Genomic DNA, 21,012 nt, shown 5'->3' on the forward strand with positions numbered 1-21,012 from the left:
GAGCGCCCCGGTAAGAGATGTTTGGGTCGGGGGGCTTTCTGACTGTTCGAAGTCGCCATCGCGTCCCGAAACACGACCCACCCTGCTAGCCCGGAACGGATTTATAGTCGACCGTCGCCTACCATGGTTCGTGAACCGCACGGCAGCGCTCGACGCAGTCGTCTTCGGTGTCGACATCCAGAGCGGCGACGTGCGCGGTGACGCACCGTCGTACGCGCTGGTGGTCTTCGACGGGGAATCAGTCGAGCGAGACGTGGTCTCGCGGCGGAAGCTCCGCCGGCGTATCGAGGACGAGGAGCCGGCCATCGTCGCGACGGATAACATGTACGAACTCGCCGAGGACAAGGATGCCCTGATCCACGTCCTCGGGTCCCTCCCCGACGAAACAAAACTGGTGCAGGTGACCGGCGACGAGCGGCCGGAGCCGCTTTCCCGGGTCGCCAAGCGCCACGGGGTCCCCTACGGCAAGGACCCGATGGAGGAGGCCGAGGCCGCGGCCCGGCTGGCCGCCGCCAACGTCGGGCAGGAGGTGTCCGCCTTCACCGATACAACAGAGGTGAAGGTCTCGCGGGGCCGCTCGACCGGAAAGGGAGGGTGGTCAGAAGACCGCTACACCCGGCGCATCCACGGCGCAGTCCGGAAGCGAGCGCGCGAAATCGAGTCCGAGCTCGACGCTGCCGGTCTGGAGTACGAGCGGGACGTGACCGAGAAGTACGGCGGGTTCTCCAACGCCGTGTTTCAGGTCTCGGCGCGTCCACAGGACATCCCGGTGTCGCGAGCGCGTTCGGGCGATACGCGCGTCGAAATCGAGCGCCAGCGGCGGGACGGTATCGAGTTCAAGCCGCTTGCAAAGCGGCGCGACCACGTCGTCGTCGGCGTCGACCCCGGAACGACGACGGCCGTTGCCATCGTTTCTCTGGACGGCACTGTCCTGGACGTGTACTCTTCGCGAACCGACGACACCGCCGCGACGACAGAGTGGATTATCGAGCGCGGGCGGCCCGTCGTCGTCGCTGCTGACGTGACGCCGATGCCGGAAACCGTCGAGAAACTCCGGCGCTCCTTTAGCGCCGCCGGCTGGGAACCCGACACCGACCTTCCGGTCGACGAGAAGAAACACCGGACTCGGGAGGAGGCGTACGACAACGACCACGAACGCGACGCGATGGCCGCCGCGCTCTACGCCTTCGACCACCACGCCGACCAGTTCGAGCGTGTCGCGGGCAAGGTCCCGCCACAGTACGATGTGGGACCGGTCATCGACCGTGTCGTCGCCGGCGAGGAGAGCGTCGAAACAGTGCTGCGGGACCTCGAAGACGACGACAGCGAGGACGAGGACACAACGGCCCACGAACCGCGGGAACTCACCGACGACGAGAAGGAAATCAAGCGGCTGAACGCCCGCATCGAACGCCTTGAGTCACACGTCGACGACCTCAAAGAGACTATCAAGCGCAAGGACGACCAGCTCTCCGAAAAGGACAAACAACTGGAGAAGGCCCGCAGCGAGGGCCGGCGCGAGGTCAGAAAAGACCGCGAGGTGACGCGGCTCCAGCGGCGCAACGAGGCCCTCGAACGGAAAGTCGATGACGAACAGGAGAAACGCGAGGCGCTGGCTGACAAGCTCGAACGGTTGAAAGCGCTGTGGAAGCTCGACCACTCGAACTTCGCCGATGTCTCGGAGAAACAGGAGGGGCTGACCCCGGTCAAGGTGGTCGAACAGTTCACCAAGGACGCTATCGCCGACGCCGACGAGCGGTTTGGCCTCGTTGAGGACGACATCGTCATGTTCCGGGACGCCTCGGGTGCGGGCCGGTCGACGGCCCAGCAACTGGCGAATATCGACCCGAAAATCGTCCTCCGGAACGGGAACCTCTCCGACATTGCCGATCAGGTGCTGTTCGACAACGATATCCCCGTCGCGCCAGCCGAGATGGTCACCGTACAGGAAGTGGACGAACTGGCTGTCGCCCGTGAAGGCGAAATCGAGGCGGCAATCGAAGACTGGGAAGAACGCGCCGCCGACCGCCGGAAGGAGCAGAACGCGGAGATGGTCGACCAGATCATCAGCGAACACCGGGCCGACCGGCCGACGAGCGAGAACTAGACGCTGGCGTCCGTCGAACAGGACGGAGCGACATGGCACTCCGTTCGGTGTGTCGGTGGCACAACGGCGAGCCAGCCGTACTGAGTAGTTATGGTCTTCGGGTGCGTTTGTCTCGCATGGAAGACCAGTGTCGTGTTCTGGCGGCCGCGGTCGAGACTCTCGACGACGTCTTCTACGTCTACGACGCAGACGGCAAACTTGCGTACTGGAACGCTCGGCTGAACGAACTGTTCGGCCTGACGGACGGCGAACTGTCGGGAATGGACCCGACCGAGTTCTTCGTTGCAGACGACCGGGCAGCCGTTGAAGCAGCCATCGAGGACGTTTTCGAGTCGGGTCAAACGAGCGTCGAAGCGCGGGCGGAGACGACAGAGGGGGTAGTGACGTTCGAACTCAGCGGCCGGCTCCTCACGGGGGACGACGGTACAGTTCAGGGGTTCAGCGGTGTCGGTCGAGATATCACGGACCGGCGCGAGCGGGAGTGGCATCTTGAGCGACAAAACGAGCGGCTCACGGAGTTCGCCGACCTGCTGGCACACGACCTCCGGACGCCGCTTGCCGTCACCAGCGGCCACCTCGAACTCGCTGCCGAGGAGCTGTCGCCCGAGCGTATCGACGCCGCCAGAGACGGGTTACAGCGGTTAGAATCAATTATCGAGGACATGCGAACCGCGACCAGAGAGGGAACGCTTGCAACCGACGAGCAGGCGGTCGACATCGCTGACGTGGCAACGACGGCATGGGTTCACGTCGAAACCAGCAACGCAGTGCTGGAACCGCCGCCGCCGATACTGGTCGAAGCTGACCTGGAGCGGCTGCTTCGACTGTTCGAGAACCTCTTCATCAACGCCGTGACACACGGGCCTGGACGCGACGAACGCACATCTGACGAAGACAGTGGAGTTGACACCACCGAGATAACGATTCGCGTCGTACCGACGCCCGACGGCTTCGCAATCGAGGACAACGGCCGGGGAATCGCTCCCGACGAACGGGAGCGGGTGTTCGAACCGGGCGCGTCACGGGCGGCTGACGGGACCGGCTTCGGTCTCTATATCGTCAGGGCAATCGCCGAAGCCCACGGCTGGACAGTACGTGCCACAGCAGGAGAACACGGCGGTGCACGGTTCGAGTTCGATATTGATGCGGACACCGCCTGTTAGTCGTCTCCGCCTCAGGGCATGCCGTCGCCGCCCATACCGCCACCGCCCATGCCGCCGCCACCCATACCGCCCATGCCGCCACCGAGTCCGAACGCGCCGAGCAGGCTCGTGACGAGGCCGTAGACGACCAGTCCGAGGCCCCCGACGACGAGAGCGATGCCGACGGCGACGATGGGTGCCTTCCACGCGACCAGACCGATGCCGGCGAGCAACACGACGATGCCGCCGATACCAACCGCACCGAGTTTATCCAACATACCCGTGTAGGCCAAGCGGGCGGACAAAAGCCCGTCGGTCAGTGTTCGAACTCGGTGTCGACGTTCTGTGCCGCCGCGACCATCTCGGCGATGGTGTCCTGCCGGCGAAGCAGCCGCATCGTGTCGCCCTCAACGTCGAAGGTTCCGTCCATCGCGGCGGCGGAGATGTCGAGGTCGCCCTGCAGCATCGTGACCCACTCGCTGTAGGGGCCACGGAACGCGAAGTCGTACTCGGGGTCCGCGACCGTCCCAGCGGCGGTACAGGCACCATCCTTGATGACAACGACGAACTGTATCGGTTCGCCGGTATAGGCGTCGTCAGCGCGGATTTCGAAACAGAATACGGCGGTGAAGTCGTCAGCGCTGTCGGCGAACGCAGCACGCTCGTTGATTCGGTCGCGCCACGCAGCGGCCCAGTCGTCGGCCTCGGTCGGCAGCGTCACAGTCATTGGCAGGCGGTATGCAAGGGGGGCTTTTCTGTGTTGCCTTGTCCGTTCGAGTGCAACCCCCGGGAAATCGTCGCTGTGGCTCCGCGAAGAACGCGAGGAAAACAGCGAAACGAGGGCTTAGCGGCGGGATTCGCCGCCGAGGTACAGTCGAGACACCTCGGGGTCGTCGAGCAGTGAGTCAGCCTCGCCCTCGAACTTGACTGTCCCCTGGTCGAGGACGAACCCGCGGTCGGAGATGCCCAGACCCTCGCGGGCGTTCTGCTCGACCATGAGAATCGACGTGCCGAGGTCGTTGACCGTCTCCACGTCGTCGAACACCTCCTTGGCGGTGTTCGGTGCCAGCCCGGCGCTTGGCTCGTCGATGAGCAACACGTCGGGTTCCATCACGAGCGCGCGAGCGAAGGCCAGCACCTGCCGCTGGCCGCCCGAGAGCGTCTTCGCGTTCGCAGTGCGCTTGTCGTCGAGGATGGGGAACCGGTCGTACAGTTCGGCCACGACCTCGTCGAGGCCGCCGTCGCGGGCGACCCCACCCATCCGGAGGTTCTCGTCGATGGTCAGCGAGCCGAACACGTTCTCGGTCTGTGGGACGTAGCCGACGCCGATACGGACGATATCTTCCGGGGCCATCCCGCCGATTTCGCGGTCGCCAAGACGTACCGAGCCGGTCCATGGCTCCAGCATGCCGAACACCGTCTTGAGGACGGTGGACTTACCGGCCCCGTTCGGGCCGACGAGGCAAGCGATCTCCCCCTCACCGAGCGTCAGTGAGAGGTCATCGAGTACCTGCACTTCACCGTAGCCGCTGTCGACGCCGTCGACGGTGAGGATAGGGTCGGTCATTCCGACGGCCCTCCGAGGTAGGCGTCGATGACGCGCTCGTCGCTCCGGACCGCCTCGGGCGGCCCTTCGACGAGGACACTCCCCTGATTGAGGACGATAATCGGGTCGGCGAGCCGCATAATGAAGTTCATGTCGTGTTCGATAATGAGGAAGGTGATGCCCTCCTCGTTGAGTTCCTCGATGAACCCGGCCAGTTTGTCGGCCAGCACAGGGTTGACCCCGGCGACCGGCTCATCGAGCAACAGCAGGTCGGGTTCGGCCATCATCCCGCGGGCCAGTTCGACCAGTTTCATCTGCCCGCCCGAGAGGTCCGTCGCGGGCTGGGTCGCCAGATCGCCAATTTCGAAGCGTTCGAGCATCTGCTGGGCCTGTTCCAGCGAGCGCCGTTCCTCCTGTTCGACGGTACTCGGCGAGGTGAACAGCGGGATAATCGATTCCCCGGTCTGGTTGTGTGGTCCGACCAGTAGCGCCTCCCGAACGGTCATGCCCTCCGGTTTTCGCGGCGTCTGGAACGTCCGGATCATCCCCTGATCGGCGATCGCGTGGGGCTTCTGGCCGGTCACGTCAACGCCGTTGACCGAGACGGAGCCCGCATCGGGCTCGTAGAAGCCCGAGACGAGGTTGAACAGCGTCGATTTGCCGGCCCCGTTCGGACCGATGAGACCCGTAATCGTGCCGCGTTCGACCTCGATGGACGCGTCGTCCGTTGCCACGAGGCCGCCAAAGCGTTTCTCCAGCCCCTCAGCACGGAGAACGGGGTCGTCTTTCCCGAGAACCGGGCCGTCGGAGACGAGCGACTGCTCACTCATCGCGACCACCACCCATCGAGTCGGGCCAGATAAGTTCGCGCTCCGGCGGGAGAATCCCCTCCGGGCGGAGCCTGACGATAAAGATGATGAGCAAACCGACCAGCATGAGTCGGAGCGGTGCCGCGCCGATTGGCAGCGCCCCGGTGTCGGTCAGGAAGCGCGTCCCCTGCTGGATGGCGACGATAGTGAACCCACCCAGCATTGCGCCGCGGTCGCTGCCAGTGCCGCCGAGGATAACGGCGACCCAGACGTAGAACGTCGTGATCGGCTGGAGGTCCTGCGGGCTGACGAACAACACGAGGTGGGAGTAGAACACGCCCGCAAGCGCCATGATGAGGCTTCCGATGACAAAGGCCTGCATCTTGAACGCGAAGGTGTTCTTGCCCAGCGTCTCCGCGAGGTCCTCGTCGGTCCGAATCGTTCGGAGGACGCGGCCCCACGGCGACTGGTGGATGCGCCGGAGGAACAGATAGACCGCTGCGACAATCACCGTGACGAGAACGACGTTCAGCAGGCTGGTGACGACCGACTGGCTCATGTTGAACACCGGCGTCCCCCCCACGTTGAACACGTACGGATAGGTCAGGTCGCCGAGCACGGGCCAGTCGGAGAAAAACAGCGGGATGCCGGTCAGACCGGCACTGCCCGCCGTCCACTGCGATTCGTTGAGGATGAAGATACGCACGACCTCTGCAAGGCCCAGCGACGCAATTGCGAGGTAGTCGTCGCGGAGTTTCAGCGTCGGATATCCGATAATCACCGCGAGCACCGCGGCGAGTCCGAGACCGCCAAACAGCGCGATGACGGGGCTGACGCCGCCGGAGATAGGCGAGCCGGACGCCGTCAGCAATGCGGTCCCGTACGCGCCGAGGCCGAAGAACGCCGCGACGCTGAAGTTGATCATGCCACCGTACCCCCACTGGACGTTCAGCCCCATCGAGAGGAGCATGTACATCGCCGACAGCCCGATGAGATACAGCAGGTACGCTGGTGCAAGGAAGCCGGTCAAAACCGCGACGAGCAGGAGCGCGGCGAGCGCGCCGAGCAGTCCTACGACACCCTTCTCGCGCGGCGAGTACGTACCGACATCGAGTGTGCTCATGTCATATCACCCGCGATGCCGCGGGGCCTGACAAGCAGGACCGCGACCATGATGACGAACGCGACAGCCGGCGCGTAGGCGTTGCTGACCGGAAGGCCGACATCGCTGAGCAGCGGCGTCAGTTCGTGGAGCATCCCGATGAGGAGTCCACCGAGCATCGCGCCGTACACCGACCCGATACCGCCGAGGATGACTGCGGCGAACACGACCAGCAGGATGTTGAAGCCGATTCGCGGGTCGAGTTGGCTGTACAGCGCAAGGAAGACGCCGCCGGCGGCGGCCAGGGCGCTGCCGACAACCCACATGACGAGAATGACGCGGTCAGTTCGAATACCGCTCACGCGTGCAAGGTCGGGGTTGTCGGCCGTCGCGCGCATCTTCCGCCCAAGCGTCGTCCGCTGGAGCAGGAGATGCAGGCCGGCGACGAGGACCGCCGCGCTGACAATAATCGCCACGTCTCGCTGTGTGACTGCGACATTGAGCGTGTCAAGCAGCACCGGAATCGGTCCGCTGCGGCTGATATCGTACTGTAGAAAGTCCGTCCCGAAGGTCGCCTGTAGCACTGCGCGGTAGACGAACGCCACGCCGATGCTCGTGATGAGCAGCCCGATCGAGTCCGTATCGAGGGGCTTGTACACGAGAATATGAGTGAGGACGGCGACGACCGCCGCAAGCGCCATCCCGACCGCCAGAGACAGGAAGAACCCGATCGGGAGACCGAGAACGGTGCCGCCAAGGCCGCCAAACACACCGAACGCGACGAACGCCCCGTAGGCACCAAGCGTCATCGTATCGCCGTGTGCGAAGTTCGCGAAGTCGGCGATGCTGTAGACCAGCGAGAGCCCAATACTCCCGAGGATGATGATACTACTGAAAACGAGCCCGTTTGCCAGGTACTGTAATATCTGCGCCATTGGTGAAAATGGAAAAGGGTCGTGGCCGCCTTAGCCCTCGATGAAGCCGCTGGATTCGTACGCGTGGTCCACGACTTCGAACACCTGCAGCAACCCGACGGGATCACCGTTCTCGTCGAGGTCGATGGGGCCGCTCACGCCGGTGTAATCCACGTCCGACGGTGAGCCACCGTTCGCCAGAATCTCGTGTGCGTCCTCGTATGAGGTCGCCTCCTCACCCTCGGGACGGGTCACGTCCCGGACGACTTCCATGAGCGCCGAGCCCGTGAACTCGTCGGCGGCTTCGATAGCGAGCGCGCTGACGACCACCGCGTCGTAGGCGTAGGCCGACCACGACGTGGGTTCTTCGCCGAAGCGCTCTTGGAACTCCGAGACGAACGCCTGGTAGTTCTCGGCGTCCTGCGGGACGCTCGGAACCACGGCTTTCATTCCGTCGAGACTGCCCTCGGGAGCGGATTCGAGGACTTTCGGGCCCTTGACGCTGTCGCCGCCGTACCAGGCGGCCTGATCGGTAACACCCAGGTCGAACGCCTCCTGGGACATCGTCGCGAACTCCGGCTGGTAGGTGATGAACACCCACGCGTCGGCGTCGGTGTCAGACATCGAGGAGATTGTACTGCTGTAAGAAGACTGACCCTGGTCGTGGGGTTCGTTGTAGACGATTTCTCCGTCGTAGGCCTCGATAAAGGCCTCACCGACGGACTGCCCGTAATCGTTGTTGATCCAGGCCAGCGCGGCGGACTCATTACCATCCTCGTTGAGGAGCGATGAAATCGCTTCCGCCTGAGCCTTGCCGGCCGGCGGCATCCGGAGCAGGTCCGGGAAGTTCGTCAGGTTCGGGCTGGTGCTGTTCTGGCTGATCTGGACGACATCAGTGTTCTGGACAACGCTCTCGTGGATGGCCGTGCTGACGCCGCTCCCGACAGTACCGATGAGCAGCGGAACCTCTTCCTGATTGACGAGTGTCTGGGCTGCACTGACTCCACCCTGGCTCGTACTCTGGTCGTCCTGCTGTGAGATCGCCAGTTCGCCGCCACTAACACCGACGGAGTTGATATCGTCAAGCGCGATTTCCTTGCCGCGCTGGTTCCGCTGACCGAACGCCGACAGTGAACCGGAAAGGCTGTCAACCATCCCGATGGTGTAGGTTTCGGAGCCTGAGTCCGTCGAGGAATCCGTCGATTCGCCGTCGCCGCCGTCGCCACCGTCGCCCCCATCACCTTCGTCGGGAGCACCACCGGAACAGCCGGCAAGGCCGACAAGTCCGGCACTGGCAGCAGCTTTGATTACGCTTCGCCTGTCAATCGAACGCGTGTCATGTTCGTTCATGGTATACTGATATCCTTTTTCGCAAGTCCCTGTATAACCGTGTCCCCGTCCATGGTAGGCACCATGTTCTGGACAGCATACGAGAAGCCGTGAATTAATACTTCTGGAACGCGTTTGCCGCATAGAGTATCGCTACGGCTATGGAACGAACGGAGTTCATCACAGTAGATACGCACACGGGCGGAGAACCGACACGCATCGTACTCGACGGTATCGAGGCCGACACGCTTGCCGGAGAGACTGTCCGAGAGAGGCGTGACCGGTTCGAAGCCACGGCTGACGGCGTCCGGAAACTCCTCATGCAGGAGCCCCGCGGACACGCGGACATGTTCGGCGCGGTCCCGGTCCCGACTGACCGGGCCGACCTCGGGGTTTTCTTCATGGACACTGACGGCTATCTGGATATGTGTGGCCACGGCCTCATCGGGGTCGTCACCGCACTCATCGAGCGGGGCGAGCTTCCCGAAGCGCCAGAGTTGACCGTCGAAACCCCTGCAGGGCTCGTCGACGTGACGGTCAAGATAGCTGACGGCGTCGTCCGTCGCGTTGCGTTCGAAAACGTCGACAGTTACGTCTGTGAGACGGTTACCGTCGAACAGGATGGCGTCCCGGTCGAGGCTCGTATCGTCTATTCCGGGAACTACTTCGCCGTGGTCGACGCTGACAGCCTCGGGGTCGTGCTCAACAGCGAGGACGCCACGCAGTGTATCGACCCCGCACTGGAACTCCGCCGAGCAGTCAACGACGCCGCACCCAAGGACCCAGTCACCGGAACGCGGGCAACCGTCTCAGCGGTCGAACTCACCGCTAGCGACGACAGCGACCGGAGCTGTGTGGTGTTCGCCGACGGCTCCGTCGACCGCTCCCCCTGTGGAACAGGCACGTGTGCGCGGTTGACGCTCCATCATGTCGACGGCGACCTCGCCGTCGGCGAGCGTGTCGAAGTTACCGGTCCAGTTGGGTCGACGTTCGAGGGGTATATTACCGACACCAGCGTCGACAGCGGTGTCACCGTGACCAGTCCAGTCGTTTCGGGCACAGCGCATATTACGGGCGAGCACACGTTTTATCAGAACGACGACGATACGCTCGGCAGTTTCACTCTCTCTTGATTTCAGGCTTCAGGTGTGTGATTTTTTTGGTAGGGGGTGCGTTTAGGCTGATATAGTGGCGTAGTTTCGATAATGATTCCGCCGATAGCGAACAACTTCGTCGCCGGGGAGACAGCGCCGGGGGCGCTCGACCACGTCGCTTCGCTCAATGACGACGGTGTCAAGGGCATTCTGAATCTGTTAGGTGAACACTACGACGAGCGCCAGCCAGCCGACGAGGACGCAGACCAGTACGTCGAGTTGATACAGGAAATCGACAAGAGCGGCCTCGACTGCGCTGTCTCGGTCAAGCCATCACAGATCGGTCTCGATGTTGGGGACGACGTGTTCGTCGAGAATCTCGAACGTATCGTCGCGGCGGGTGACGACCACGGTGTCTTCGTCTGGGTCGATATGGAGGACTACACCACGACCGACGTAACCCTCGACGCGTACGAACGGCTCGTCACAGAACACGAGGGCGGCGTCGGCGTCTGTACGCAGGCGAACCTCAAGCGGACGCCCGAGGACCTCGAACGGCTTGCACCCCTTCCCGGGAAGGTCCGGCTAGTCAAGGGAGCCTACTCCGAGCCCGAAGAGGTCTCCTACAAGAAGAAAGAGCGCGTCAACGAAGCCTATCGGGACTGTCTCGAACTGATGTTCGAGGAGTTTGAGGGCGGCATCGGCGTCGGTAGCCACGACCCGGCGATGATAGACTACGCGAAAGACCTCCACGACGAGTACGGCACCGACTACGAGGTGCAGATGCTGATGGGCGTCCGCGACGACGAACAACGCGACCTCGCCGCCGAGGGCATCCCGATGTGGCAGTACATCCCCTACGGCGACAAGTGGTTCTCCTACTTCTATCGGCGCGTCCGCGAGCGCAAGGAAAACGCGCTGTTCGCCGTCCGAGCCGTGCTGAGCTAAACTACTGGTCCGGGTCGAGCAGTTTTGCTTCTGCTTTCCGAAGGTGTTCGAGCAGCGTTGTCTTCGAAACGCCGAGTTTCGACGCGAGTTCGCGCGTCGAGATACCCCGTGGCCACGCGTAGTAGTCCTCCTGTCGGGCAAGTTCGAACGCCTCGCGCTGGCTGTCCGAAAGCCGGTCCATCCGGCGAAGCTGCTTCGGATTGCCGCCGCCAGCGGACGTGATTCGTGTGACCTCGATATCGGCCGATTGCTCCTCGCGGATCTCGTCGAGGAGTGACTCCGCTTCGTCGCGGGAGTCCGGGAAAAACACCGGCCAGTGCTCGCGACCATGCCGGACCCGAACCGGGTCGTTGTGGATGAACCCGCGCGAGAGCAGGCTGTCGCTGATAGTGTTGTCCGGATCGTACTCGACGAACAACTCGCGGGTCGTGTTCCCCGGCGACGAGCCCGTTCCAGTCGCGCCGTGACGCTCGCGCAACTCCAGCACAGAGTCAGTCAGTGATGAGTCACGAGTCGCGTCGATGAGCGCCTCAACGTCGCTAATACTGTCGGCGTACGCGGTGAACAGACCCTTCACGCTACCGTTCTGTGTGTTGTACACGCCGTGGGCCAGCAGACCCGCCGCCGTCTTGTCGGTGACTTCGAGCGTCCAGCAGTCAGGATGCCAGATGCTCAGGGTGAGTTGGAGTCCCCCGTGTTGTGATTGTGCGTTACTCATACTGAGCGCCCTCCGTATGAAGGGGTGCTAAGGATAGTCACGATATGGACGCAAATAAAGGTGCGGTTGATAAGGGGAACACCGACCATGGGAGATAATGCCGGATTGTAGAGGATATATCAGGTTATTGCCGACCCCTGACCATGGACGGTGGAACATATTGGTGGGGGACGCGTACAGTACCTATCATGAGTACAGACGACTCACGTCGACACTACATCGACGGTGAATGGACGACAGGCACCGGCGACGAAACGTTCACAAGTCAGAACCCGGCCACCGGCGAGGCCCTCGCCTCGTTCCACCGCGGAACGGAGGACGATGTCGACCACGCACTGGCTGCGGCAGAGGACGCCTACGACGAGTGGCGCTCGCTCTCGCACATCGACCGCGCGGAATACCTCTGGGACATCTACCACGAGCTGCGTGACCGCCACGAAGAACTCGGCGAAATCGTCACCATGGAGTGTGGCAAGGAGATCAGCGAAGGGCTGGCCGACGTCACCGAGTCCTGGCACATGGTCGAGTGGGCCGCCGGCAACGCCCGCCACCCCCACGGCGACGTGGTACCGTCGGAGATCGCCAGCAAGGACGCCTACATGCGGCGCAAGCCGAAGGGCGTCGTCGGCTGTATCACCCCGTGGAACTTCCCGGTCGCTATCCCGTTCTGGCACCTCGCAGTGACGCTGGTCGAGGGCAACACCGTCGTCTGGAAGCCCGCCGAACAGACCCCGTGGTGTGCCCACATCATCGCCGAGATGTTCGAGGACTCGGGCATCCCGGACGGCGTGTTCAACCTCGTGCAGGGCTATGGCGACGCCGGCAACGCCATCGTCGAGGACGACCGCGTCGAGACGGTCCTCTTTACCGGGAGCGCCGAAGTCGGCCACAAGATCGCCTCCAAGGTCGGTGGCGAGCCCGGCAAGATCGCCGCCTGCGAGATGGGTGGGAAGAACGCCGTCGTCGTTACAGATGAAGCTGACCTCGACGTCGCCGTCCACTCGGCCGTGATGTCGAGCTTCAAGACGACTGGCCAGCGCTGTGTCTCCTCGGAGCGCCTCATCGTCCACGAAGACCTCTACGACGAATTCAAGGAACGGTTCGTCGACATCGCCGAGGACATTGCCGTCGGCGACCCACTGGAGGAAGACACGTTCATGGGGCCGCTCATCGAGGAGGATCAGGTCGAGAAGTTCAAGCGCTACAACGACCTCGCCCGCGAGGAGGGCGCGAACGTGCTCGTCGACCGCGCCGACCTCGGTGCCGAGGAGATTCCCGATGGCCACGAGGAGGGTCACTGGGTCGGCCCGTTCGTCTACGAAGTCGACTACGACGAGGACCTGCGTTGCATCAACGAGGAAGTGTTCGGTCCCCACGTCGCACTGCTTGAGTACTCGGGTGACTTCGACGAGGCGCTGGAGATGCACAACAGCGTCGACTACGGCCTCGCCGGCGCCATCATCTCCGAGGACTACCGCCAGATCAACCAGTTCCGTGACGAGGCTGAAATCGGTCTCGCCTACGGGAACCTCCCGTGTATCGGCGCGGAGGTCCACCTGCCCTTCGGCGGCGTCAAGAAGTCCGGGAACGGCCTCCCGAGTGGCCGCGAGGTCATCGAGGCCGTCACCGAGCGTACCGCCTGGACGCTGAACAACTCCAAGGACATCGAGATGGCACAGGGTCTGTCAGCCGATATCATCACCGATGAGTAAGTCCGTCCAGTCGCCGGAGGTCGGGTCCGTCTGTCCGCGCTGTCGCGGCGAGACGACGACAGCGAAAGGCATCGAGACGTGCACCGACTGCTCGTGGGTCGGTTGCCTCGGCGCTGACTGACGCGACGACCGCGCTTTTTTGTACGGCCCCAGCGTCTGTCCCACACCGTGACGGGGGCCATGGACCGGGTTCACGGTCCAACTTTTCCAAACCTTAAACCTCTCCCCGTCGAAGTACCGTCTATGAGCGACAACGACAGCAGGAAGAACCTGCGGATGCCGGAAGAGGACGAGGTGTTCGCCGTCGTCATGGACATGCTTGGCGCGAACCGCGTCAAGGTACGCTGTATGGACGGCGTCGAGCGCACAGCCCGGATTCCGGGCAAGATGCAAAAGCGGATCTGGATACGCGAAGACGACGTGGTCCTCGTCGAACCATGGGACTGGCAAGACGAGAAAGCCGACATCACGTGGCGCTATGAGAAACAGGACGCCGACCAACTGCGCGAGGAGGGCCACATTCAGGAGTAGCCTGATATGTATCTGGCCGCGCGCTCGACGGAGGCACAAGCGTGACAGAGGGGCAGTTCGGCCTGCTCGATACGGACGACGTCGACTCACCGGGTGACGAATGGGAAGAGGTCGACGTTTCCGACACGGAAGCCGACCGTATCGCCCGCAAACGGGACCGCGAGTTCAGCGAGTTCCGCAAGCGCATCAAGGACGCAGACCAGTTCAAGGTCGAGGCCAGCGTCTTCGACGATGCCACCTACGGCGCGCTGTACAAGCTCGTGCAGGACGGCCACATCGACGCCTTCGGCGGGCCGATTTCGACAGGCAAGGAGGCCAACGTCTACACGGCGCTGTCGGGCGAGACGGAGGTCGCAGTCAAAGTATACCGCATCAACGCATCCGATTTCAAGGATATGCGGAGCTATCTCGACGGCGACCCCCGCTTCGAGGGCATCGGCTCGGACAAAAAGAAGGTCGTCACCGCGTGGGTCCGCAAAGAGTCGTCGAATCTCAAGCGCGCCCGCCGGGCCGGCGTCCGGACGCCGGAACCCATCGCCGTCGAGCGGAACGTTCTCGTGATGGAGTATCTCGGGACCGAGGAGGGCCGTAGCAAACGTCTCAGCGAGGTTCACATCGAGAACCCCGAGACGGCCTACGAGGTTGTCAAGGAGTACACCCGCCGGCTGTACGACGCCGGCCTCGTCCACGGCGACCTCTCTGAGTACAACATCGTCTTCCACGAAGGTCAGCTGTATATCATCGACCTCGGGCAAGCGGTGACCATCCACCATCCTAACGCCGACGACTTTCTGGAACGGGACTGCCGCAACGTCGCGAACTTCTTCGCCAGACAGGGCGTCGACGCCACGCCGGAGGAACTACTCGCGTACGTCCGAGAGTACGCGACGCCGAAAGACAAGGCCGACACCGCGCCGGGCAGCGACGACGACGCCGTCCCGCAGGGAACACCAGCCGACCGCCGCGACGACGAGTAGTCACCAGCTTTCTGTTCGCACGGATCGGTTTCGGTAGGTGAGAACGTATTGCCGTAGCGATAAGCGAATTGCTATCAGTACCAGTCATTCCGACGCTTTCTGGAGATGAAATCGCAGTACTGCGCGGTTTTCACCCATTTCCTCACAACTTATTTTGATTGTGAAAACCACAGTATGTAAGTTGTTAGATGTTGTATATCTCAGCATGGGTGACCTGTCACAGTGCTTCTCATGCCGGGTGAGTCGTCACTGGTTTGGCCCGAGTAGGTGCGACTGATGGACACCGACCCAGCAGACAGCAGTTCGGACCAACAGACAGCGGACAGCGACGACTCGGTCTCTGAACGCCTCATTGAGGGGCTGTCCTCGCATGCAGTGTTCATGCTCGACACAGATGGCACCATCACGACGTGGCCTGAGCCGGCAGCATCACTATACGGCTACGACCGGGACGCGACAGTCGGCCAGCACGTTGACATGCTGTTTGCCGACCCCGAGGAGATGGAGACAACCGTTGAATCGCTGTTGATCGAGGTGGCGAGCGGCCCCGTCGAGACACAGCACTGGCACCGGCGGGCTGATGGGTCCGTGTTCTGGGCCACCCTCTCGCTCTCGCAACTCGAGGACGGAGAGCTGACAGGGTTCGTCGCAGTCAGCCAGGACACGACAGAGAAACACCAGTACGACAAGATGCTTGAACGACAGAACGACCGGCTCAAGGAGTTCACCGACATCCTCGCCCACGACCTGAAGAGCCCACTCAACGTCATTTCCTCACGAGTGCATCTGGCCCGCCAAACCGGTGACGAAGAACACCTCGACGCGCTCGAAGAGACGAGCGACAGGATGGCTCGCCTCGTCGACGACCTGCTCTCTGTCGCCAGGCAGGGAAACGTCGTCACCGACCCGGAAACGACGAACGTCAAGGACGTTGTCGACACCGCTTGGGAAGGAGCCGGCGGAACTGCCGAACGAGCCACGCTCTACTACGACCATGTTGGCTCGGTGAGCGCCGACGCCGACCGTCTCATCGAACTGTTCGAGAACCTCTTTCAGAACAGCATCCGACACAGCGACGGCACCGTTATCGTCCGCGTCGGCCCGCTGGACCACGGCTTCTACGTCGAGGACGACGGCCCCGGCATCCCGGCAGACATCAAAGACGACGTGTTCGACCATGGCTTCACGACCGCCGAAGACGGCAGCGGCTACGGACTCTCTATCGTCCGGACCATCGCGGGCGCACACGGCTGGGACATCCTCGTCACCGACAGCGACACGGGCGGCGCGCGGTTCGAAATCACCGGCGTCGAGTTTCTGGACTGAAATGGCTTCTGCCGGCGGACGGCCGCCCGGCATCTGTCAGTCACGCGACTGCCGAAGTTTTAAACAGGCAGAACCTCCTACGGGGTAGTATACTTATGCAACACGTGAAGATTCCGCAGGACCGTATCGGTGTGCTGATCGGCGAGGGAGGTGAGACCATGCGCGAGATCGAGGAGCGCGCAGAGGTCCGGCTGGATATCGATTCCGAGGACGGCACAGTGAAAGTCGAGTCCGTCGGCGACCCCGTGACGGCGCTGAAAGGCCCTGACATCGTGAAGGCCATCGGCCGCGGGTTCGCCCCCGACGACGCGCTGGCGCTACTCGAGGACGACATGATGATGTTCGAACTCATCGACATCGAGGCCGCCTCCCGCAACAAGAACGACTTCCGTCGCCAGAAGGGGCGTCTCATCGGTGAGGGTGGCCGGACGCGGGAACTCATGCAGGAACTCTCCGGCGCGGCTGTAGTCATCTACGGGTCGACGCTTGGCATCATCGGCGGCCCCGAGCAGGTCGACGCCGTCCGAGAAGCCGCCGAGATGATTCTCGACGGCGCGCCACATGGCTCCGTCTACTCGTTCCTCGAACGCAAACACAACGAGATGAAACACAAGGGCCTCGAATACCACCAGTTCACCGGGTAACGCCGGCAGTTCGACTGCTTGGCTGGCACTGACGCGACACGGCGACAGTGTGAATGCGCACACGGTCGCTGCTGAATCCCGTCAGCGGCGCACCACACCGTTTTGCCGGAACAGACCCTACAGGCAGGTATGCCGACCATCGCCGAGACGCACATCATCAACCGCGAGCGCGTCCAGCCCACTCACGCGAACAACTACCAGAGCGCCCACGGTGGCATCGTCATGAAGTGGATGGACGAAATCGGCGCGATGTCGGCCATGCGGGCCGCCAGAGAGACCTGCGTGACCGCACAGATGTCCCGCGTCGATTTTGAGCGCCCGATTCCCATCGGCGACACCGCTCTCATCGACTCCTACGCCTACGCCACGGGCCGAACCAGCGTCCGGGTCCGCATCGAGGTCGCACGCGAGGAGCCACACACGGGCGAAACAGAGGAGACGACCAGCGCGTACGCCACCTTCGTCGCAGTCGACGACGGGAAACCAACGCCGGTCCCTGAGCTAACTGCCGAAAGCGAGGAGTGCAAACGGTTGCGCGAAACGGCACTTGCAGAAGAGCCGGAGCGGTAGCACCCGGAAACCGATAGCAAAACATCGTCGCTTGGCCATACGGCTTTCTGCAGTCAAGTAGCGACTGCTACGGGGTTTCAAAGTAATCGAGCATATCCAGCACCGCACCCATGATGAAGCTGATGACACTGATGACCAGAACAAGCCCGGTGAGAAGCGTCGAAATCGGTGGGTTCAGCAGAAACTGGAAGCCAGCGATAAATACGCAGGTGACCATCCCGACGACCAGGAGAAACGAGCCTGCGCTTGGGTCCTCACCGGTGAGAAATTCGAGGCCATTGAGGAAGCCCGACGTCTGTGGCTGTTGTTCCTCAACGACGTCTTCACTCATTGTCGGCCTCAGACTGTGCCGTCGCTGCCTCCTGAATAATCTGTACGAGATGCGATACCCAGAGTCCGCCGGTAAATCCGAACAGAGCGGAGACGACGACAGCTTTGGTGAGGGTGCCAAGTGGAGAGGCCGCCGCTATCAGACAGAGCCCTCCGAAGAGGAGCATCATGCCGTACTGGATTCGTGTGTCGAGGTCAATGCGTGCGATGGTCTGTGTGAAGGTTGAGCTCATGTGGTGGTGGCTGGTCGGGCCGTGCTTACGCGTCGTTTGCTACACTGCTGTGAATCGACGGCAACCCCTGCTCAGTTAGCGTCCGCTTGGAGCAGCCGTTTGATTTCGCGGTGCGAAGTGAGGGAGGCCGAAGACGGTTGTCGGACAGAAACCGAGGAGCTGGCCCGACTGTCTGTCGCCGCGGACAGCGTAGAAATACAGCGCCAGCGCAACGGACGCCGGAGCGGCGGTCGCTTTCCGATTGCGACGCCGCGTCTCCCTTTCCCTGCGTGGTACTCACATGCAACGTTAGGCCTACTCCGGTATATCCCTTTGCAAGGGGTCAGCAGAACTGACGGCCTCAAAACCTCATAGGAGACCGATATTCGGGATTATAGCTGCCACTGGCACACTATCCACTTACGAACCGCCAGAAGCCTGCGCAGTTGGTTCCTCGTAAAAAGCCTCAGCGGGACACACACGGCGAGGTTGCGCAGAGATGGACCTCCGCGAAGCTCGTTCGTTGCAGAAAGCATGGGCCGGTTGAACCAGAGGAAGACTCTCAGTGGTCGTCTTCCAGGGATTCAAATCCCGCATCCGGCGTTTCACGCGCTCCGGACCCATCGCTGACGCTCTGGGTCAGTCGCTTGGAAAAAGCCTAGGCCGGAATTTGAATCCGGGGTCTCGTCCTTACCAAGGACGCGCTTTACCGCTAAGCTACCCAGGCACGCAACAGTGTGTATCCGGCAATTGTCTAAAGTCGTTTCGATTCGAGACCGGTGTGTCGATTAGTATCAGTGGTCGGCGGCGGCCTCGGTTCCGTCCCCGGATGGCTGTTCGGCTCCCGCGCGGGCTCGGAGCGCGTCGGCGACTTCCTCACCGAGCAACTCGGCGTTCGGCGGGAGGCCGTCAGTGGCCAGTTCAGTCGCGTACTCCCGGAGTGTCGGGGTGGGGCGGATGCCAGCGGCGGTGACGCCGGCAACCACGGCGAGTTCCAGAATGTCCGTTTCAAGCGCAGTGTCGAGGCTTTCGTCGTCGGTCGTCTGACGGACGGTCTGGTCGTGGCCGAACGAACGGACGACAGAGACGGCAGCATCGGCGGCTTCGGTTCTGGCGAGCAAGTAGAAGCCACGCGAGACGAGGATGTCCGCGATGAGAATATCCAAGTCGGCCGTATCGCGGTTGCCGTTGACCCAGGGGTCGTCGTGGGCCAGTTGGCGAGTAAGCGAGAGCCCCTCGTAGATAAGCTGGACGCCGGCGGCTCTGTCGGCGACGCCGTCAGCCAGGTCAACCGGTGGGTCGCTGGTTGCGCCCGCGCTAACGAGCGTCAGGACGCCGGGCGCCAGCGACGCGTCGTCAAGGCGAGCGTCGATCCGCTCGTGAAGCCGGTCAGGCTCGACATCGTCGACTGCCGCCAACGCCGCTCGGCGAACTGCCGCCACTTCCTCCATTATGAGGGTCTAGCGACGGGAAGGGCAAAGACCTTTGGAAACCGCAGAGTCACAGCAGCCATGGTACAGACCACGAACGGCGATGGTATCCGGACCCTGACGCTTGACCGGCCCGACCAGCGCAATGCGCTCACCAGTGCGGCGCTACGTGACCTCGAAGCAGCCGTCGAGTCAGCGACCGAACCAGTGCTGTATCTCCATGGCGCTGGCGAGGCGTTCTGTGCCGGCGCGGATCTAGACGAGGTCAAGGCCCTCGATGCAGAGAGCGCCGAAGCGTTCGCGGCGCTGGGCCAGCGCGTCGCTCACGCACTGGAATCCTACGATGGGGCTGTTGTTGCCGGTATCGACGGCGCAGCACGGGGCGGCGGCGTCGAACTGGCGCTGGCCTGTGATATCCGTGTCGCAACGCCCGACGCGACGCTGGCCGAAACAGGGGTCAAACTCGGCCTGTTCGGCGCGTGGGGCGGGACGGCGCGGCTCCCCGACATCGTCGGGACCGGCGACGCGCTCGACATCGCACTCTCCGGCCGAACGCTTGACGCCGAGACGGCGCTGCAGATGGGGCTGGTCTCACGGGTGACTGCGGAGCCTCGGGCTGTGGCTGAAGAGATAGCAGCCGTCGACGCGGACGCGCTTCGAGTGCTGAAAGCACGGATGCGAGACGATGCAGACAGGGAAACACAGGAGCGCCGCGAGCAGCAGGCCTTCGCCGACCTCAACGCGAAGACCGAGTAGGAAAGGGTACAAGACGACGCCTCGCATACGGACCGCCAATGGTCGACTGTGAGTACTGCGGGGAATCGTTCGACGGCGACAACGCCTACCTTGACCATCTCGCCGACGCCCACGACGGCGAACTGGGCGCGATTGATCGACGGCGCGTCGAAGAGCACACCGGTGGCGAAGAGGGGAACGCCCTCCCGGTCGGGCCGATTGTTATCGGCGTCGTCGTCGTGCTCGCTATTGGGCTCACAGTGTACGTGACTCAGTTGAGCGGTGGCGACGGCGGCAGCGGAAGTGACGCGGACCTGGTCGGGACGACAGGTGCACAGCCGCTCTCCGCGGTCGAGGCCACCGGGGTCGAAGCGTCGTCACTGGACGACACCGGCGACAGTGACCGACTGTCCAGTGTGGAACAGTTCCCGGACCGGGGGAACAACCATGTCGAAGAAGGCAGTGCTATCGACTACCAGCGAGTCCCGCCACTCTCCGGGACACACTATGCGTCAACGGTGAGTGCAGGCTTCTACGAAGCGACGCCGCTGCTCGGTTCACTCGTCCATACGCTGGAACACGGCGCGGTCATCGTCTACTACGACCCCGACGAGATTTCCCCCGAAGCCAGACAGAGCCTCCGGGAGTTTTCCAGTGTTCATACCGGTACCTGGCGGAGCGTCGTCGCCGTTCCGAACCCCAACGACGACCCACGGGCGACCTACGTTGTGACGGCGTGGCAGCACGAGCTAACGATAGACAGCTACGACGCCGAAACGGTCCACGCGTTCCTCTCGGAGTATCTGGGTCGCGGCCCGGAGAACCCGGTTCGATAG

At 62.8% G+C, this 21,012-nt stretch carries 24 protein-coding genes and 1 tRNA gene; 13 read left to right on the forward strand and 12 right to left on the reverse strand.

Annotation, left to right across the window (positions count from 1 at the left end):
- Positions 1-130 precede the first annotated feature (130 nt).
- Positions 131-2,107: a DUF460 domain-containing protein gene (locus RR_RS14995; RefSeq protein WP_049939007.1), complete on the forward strand. Its 1,977-nt coding sequence runs from the start codon at positions 131-133 to the stop codon at positions 2,105-2,107.
- A gap of 116 nt (positions 2,108-2,223) precedes the next feature.
- Positions 2,224-3,270 carry a sensor histidine kinase gene (locus tag RR_RS15000; RefSeq protein WP_049939008.1) on the forward strand — a complete coding sequence of 349 codons (1,047 nt, stop codon included), beginning with the start codon at positions 2,224-2,226 and terminating at the stop codon, positions 3,268-3,270.
- 11 nt (positions 3,271-3,281) lie between these two features.
- On the opposite strand, the gene RR_RS15005 is transcribed toward RR_RS15000, so the two are convergent.
- The 7 genes from RR_RS15005 to RR_RS15035 all read right to left on the reverse strand — a co-directional run bounded on the left by RR_RS15005 (position 3,282) and on the right by RR_RS15035 (position 8,970).
- Positions 3,282-3,527 (reverse strand): DUF7470 family protein, encoded by a 246-nt coding sequence (locus RR_RS15005; protein ID WP_004590621.1) that lies wholly within the window; start codon positions 3,525-3,527, stop codon positions 3,282-3,284.
- Between the two features lie 38 nt (positions 3,528-3,565).
- Positions 3,566-3,976, reverse strand: coding sequence for an SCP2 sterol-binding domain-containing protein (locus tag RR_RS15010; RefSeq protein WP_004959170.1), 411 nt, complete (start codon positions 3,974-3,976; stop codon positions 3,566-3,568).
- Between the two features lie 117 nt (positions 3,977-4,093).
- A complete protein-coding gene (locus RR_RS15015; RefSeq protein WP_011224244.1) occupies positions 4,094-4,816 on the reverse strand; it encodes an ABC transporter ATP-binding protein in 723 nt (240 codons plus the stop codon).
- Positions 4,813-5,625 carry an ABC transporter ATP-binding protein gene (locus RR_RS15020; protein WP_004959188.1) on the reverse strand — a complete coding sequence of 271 codons (813 nt, stop codon included), beginning with the start codon at positions 5,623-5,625 and terminating at the stop codon, positions 4,813-4,815. Before RR_RS15020 ends, RR_RS15015 begins: the two co-directional genes overlap by 4 nt.
- Complete coding sequence (locus RR_RS15025; protein WP_011224245.1) at positions 5,618-6,727, reverse strand: branched-chain amino acid ABC transporter permease; 1,110 nt, start codon at positions 6,725-6,727, stop codon at positions 5,618-5,620. The genes RR_RS15020 and RR_RS15025 overlap by 8 nt, the downstream gene beginning before the upstream one ends.
- Complete coding sequence (locus RR_RS15030; protein WP_011224246.1) at positions 6,724-7,641, reverse strand: branched-chain amino acid ABC transporter permease; 918 nt, start codon at positions 7,639-7,641, stop codon at positions 6,724-6,726. The genes RR_RS15025 and RR_RS15030 overlap by 4 nt, the downstream gene beginning before the upstream one ends.
- Positions 7,642-7,671: 30 nt before the next feature.
- Positions 7,672-8,970 carry an ABC transporter substrate-binding protein gene (locus tag RR_RS15035; RefSeq protein WP_049939009.1) on the reverse strand — a complete coding sequence of 433 codons (1,299 nt, stop codon included), beginning with the start codon at positions 8,968-8,970 and terminating at the stop codon, positions 7,672-7,674.
- A 140-nt stretch (positions 8,971-9,110) separates the two neighbouring features.
- Here RR_RS15035 and RR_RS15040 point away from each other — a divergent pair, with 140 nt between their 5' ends.
- Together RR_RS15040 and RR_RS15045 are read left to right on the forward strand one after the other, a co-directional pair.
- Positions 9,111-10,082, forward strand: coding sequence for a proline racemase family protein (locus RR_RS15040; protein ID WP_011224248.1), 972 nt, complete (start codon positions 9,111-9,113; stop codon positions 10,080-10,082).
- A 72-nt stretch (positions 10,083-10,154) separates the two neighbouring features.
- Entirely contained in the window at positions 10,155-10,991 is an 837-nt protein-coding gene (locus tag RR_RS15045) for a proline dehydrogenase family protein (RefSeq protein ID WP_011224249.1), read from the forward strand.
- Position 10,992: 1 nt separating this feature from the next.
- Here RR_RS15045 and RR_RS15050 read toward each other — a convergent pair whose 3' ends face one another.
- Complete coding sequence (locus RR_RS15050; RefSeq protein ID WP_005537081.1) at positions 10,993-11,709, reverse strand: helix-turn-helix domain-containing protein; 717 nt, start codon at positions 11,707-11,709, stop codon at positions 10,993-10,995.
- A 188-nt stretch (positions 11,710-11,897) separates the two neighbouring features.
- On the opposite strand from RR_RS15050, the gene RR_RS15055 reads away from it, so the two are divergent.
- From RR_RS15055 to RR_RS15080, 7 genes are all read left to right on the forward strand, one after another.
- Positions 11,898-13,421, forward strand: coding sequence for an aldehyde dehydrogenase family protein (locus RR_RS15055; protein WP_007189435.1), 1,524 nt, complete (start codon positions 11,898-11,900; stop codon positions 13,419-13,421).
- Positions 13,414-13,542, forward strand: a complete 129-nt coding sequence (locus RR_RS23010) for a hypothetical protein (RefSeq protein ID WP_007189436.1) — start codon at positions 13,414-13,416, stop codon at positions 13,540-13,542. Before RR_RS15055 ends, RR_RS23010 begins: the two co-directional genes overlap by 8 nt.
- A 122-nt stretch (positions 13,543-13,664) precedes the next feature.
- A complete protein-coding gene (eif1A, locus tag RR_RS15060; RefSeq protein WP_004516096.1) occupies positions 13,665-13,952 on the forward strand; it encodes a translation initiation factor eIF-1A in 288 nt (95 codons plus the stop codon).
- A gap of 41 nt (positions 13,953-13,993) precedes the next feature.
- On the forward strand, positions 13,994-14,929 hold the full coding sequence (rio1, locus tag RR_RS15065) for a serine/threonine-protein kinase Rio1 (RefSeq protein WP_004959225.1): 936 nt from the start codon (positions 13,994-13,996) through the stop codon (positions 14,927-14,929).
- 276 nt (positions 14,930-15,205) lie between these two features.
- Positions 15,206-16,255 carry a two-component system sensor histidine kinase NtrB gene (locus tag RR_RS15070; RefSeq protein WP_011224254.1) on the forward strand — a complete coding sequence of 350 codons (1,050 nt, stop codon included), beginning with the start codon at positions 15,206-15,208 and terminating at the stop codon, positions 16,253-16,255.
- Positions 16,256-16,350: 95 nt separating this feature from the next.
- Entirely contained in the window at positions 16,351-16,899 is a 549-nt protein-coding gene (locus RR_RS15075) for a KH domain-containing protein (RefSeq protein ID WP_004590591.1), read from the forward strand.
- A 129-nt stretch (positions 16,900-17,028) separates the two neighbouring features.
- On the forward strand, positions 17,029-17,469 hold the full coding sequence (locus tag RR_RS15080; protein ID WP_004959235.1) for an acyl-CoA thioesterase: 441 nt from the start codon (positions 17,029-17,031) through the stop codon (positions 17,467-17,469).
- Positions 17,470-17,536: 67 nt separating this feature from the next.
- Here the strand turns inward: RR_RS15080 and RR_RS15085 are convergent, their stop codons facing one another.
- The 4 genes from RR_RS15085 to RR_RS15100 form a co-directional block, all read right to left on the reverse strand.
- Complete coding sequence (locus RR_RS15085; RefSeq protein ID WP_004959237.1) at positions 17,537-17,800, reverse strand: hypothetical protein; 264 nt, start codon at positions 17,798-17,800, stop codon at positions 17,537-17,539.
- Positions 17,793-18,032, reverse strand: coding sequence for a hypothetical protein (locus RR_RS15090; RefSeq protein WP_004959240.1), 240 nt, complete (start codon positions 18,030-18,032; stop codon positions 17,793-17,795). Before RR_RS15090 ends, RR_RS15085 begins: the two co-directional genes overlap by 8 nt.
- Positions 18,033-18,666: 634 nt before the next feature.
- Positions 18,667-18,738, reverse strand: a tRNA-Thr gene (locus RR_RS15095).
- A gap of 67 nt (positions 18,739-18,805) precedes the next feature.
- Positions 18,806-19,462 (reverse strand): DUF7114 family protein, encoded by a 657-nt coding sequence (locus RR_RS15100; protein ID WP_007189438.1) that lies wholly within the window; start codon positions 19,460-19,462, stop codon positions 18,806-18,808.
- Between the two features lie 60 nt (positions 19,463-19,522).
- Here RR_RS15100 and RR_RS15105 point away from each other — a divergent pair, with 60 nt between their 5' ends.
- Complete coding sequence (locus RR_RS15105; RefSeq protein ID WP_004959376.1) at positions 19,523-20,197, forward strand: enoyl-CoA hydratase/isomerase family protein; 675 nt, start codon at positions 19,523-19,525, stop codon at positions 20,195-20,197.
- Between the two features lie 38 nt (positions 20,198-20,235).
- Positions 20,236-21,012 (forward strand): DUF3105 domain-containing protein, encoded by a 777-nt coding sequence (locus RR_RS15110; protein WP_011224255.1) that lies wholly within the window; start codon positions 20,236-20,238, stop codon positions 21,010-21,012.

The sequence above is a fragment of the Haloarcula marismortui ATCC 43049 genome (assembly GCF_000011085.1).
Taxonomy (GTDB): domain Archaea; phylum Halobacteriota; class Halobacteria; order Halobacteriales; family Haloarculaceae; genus Haloarcula; species Haloarcula marismortui.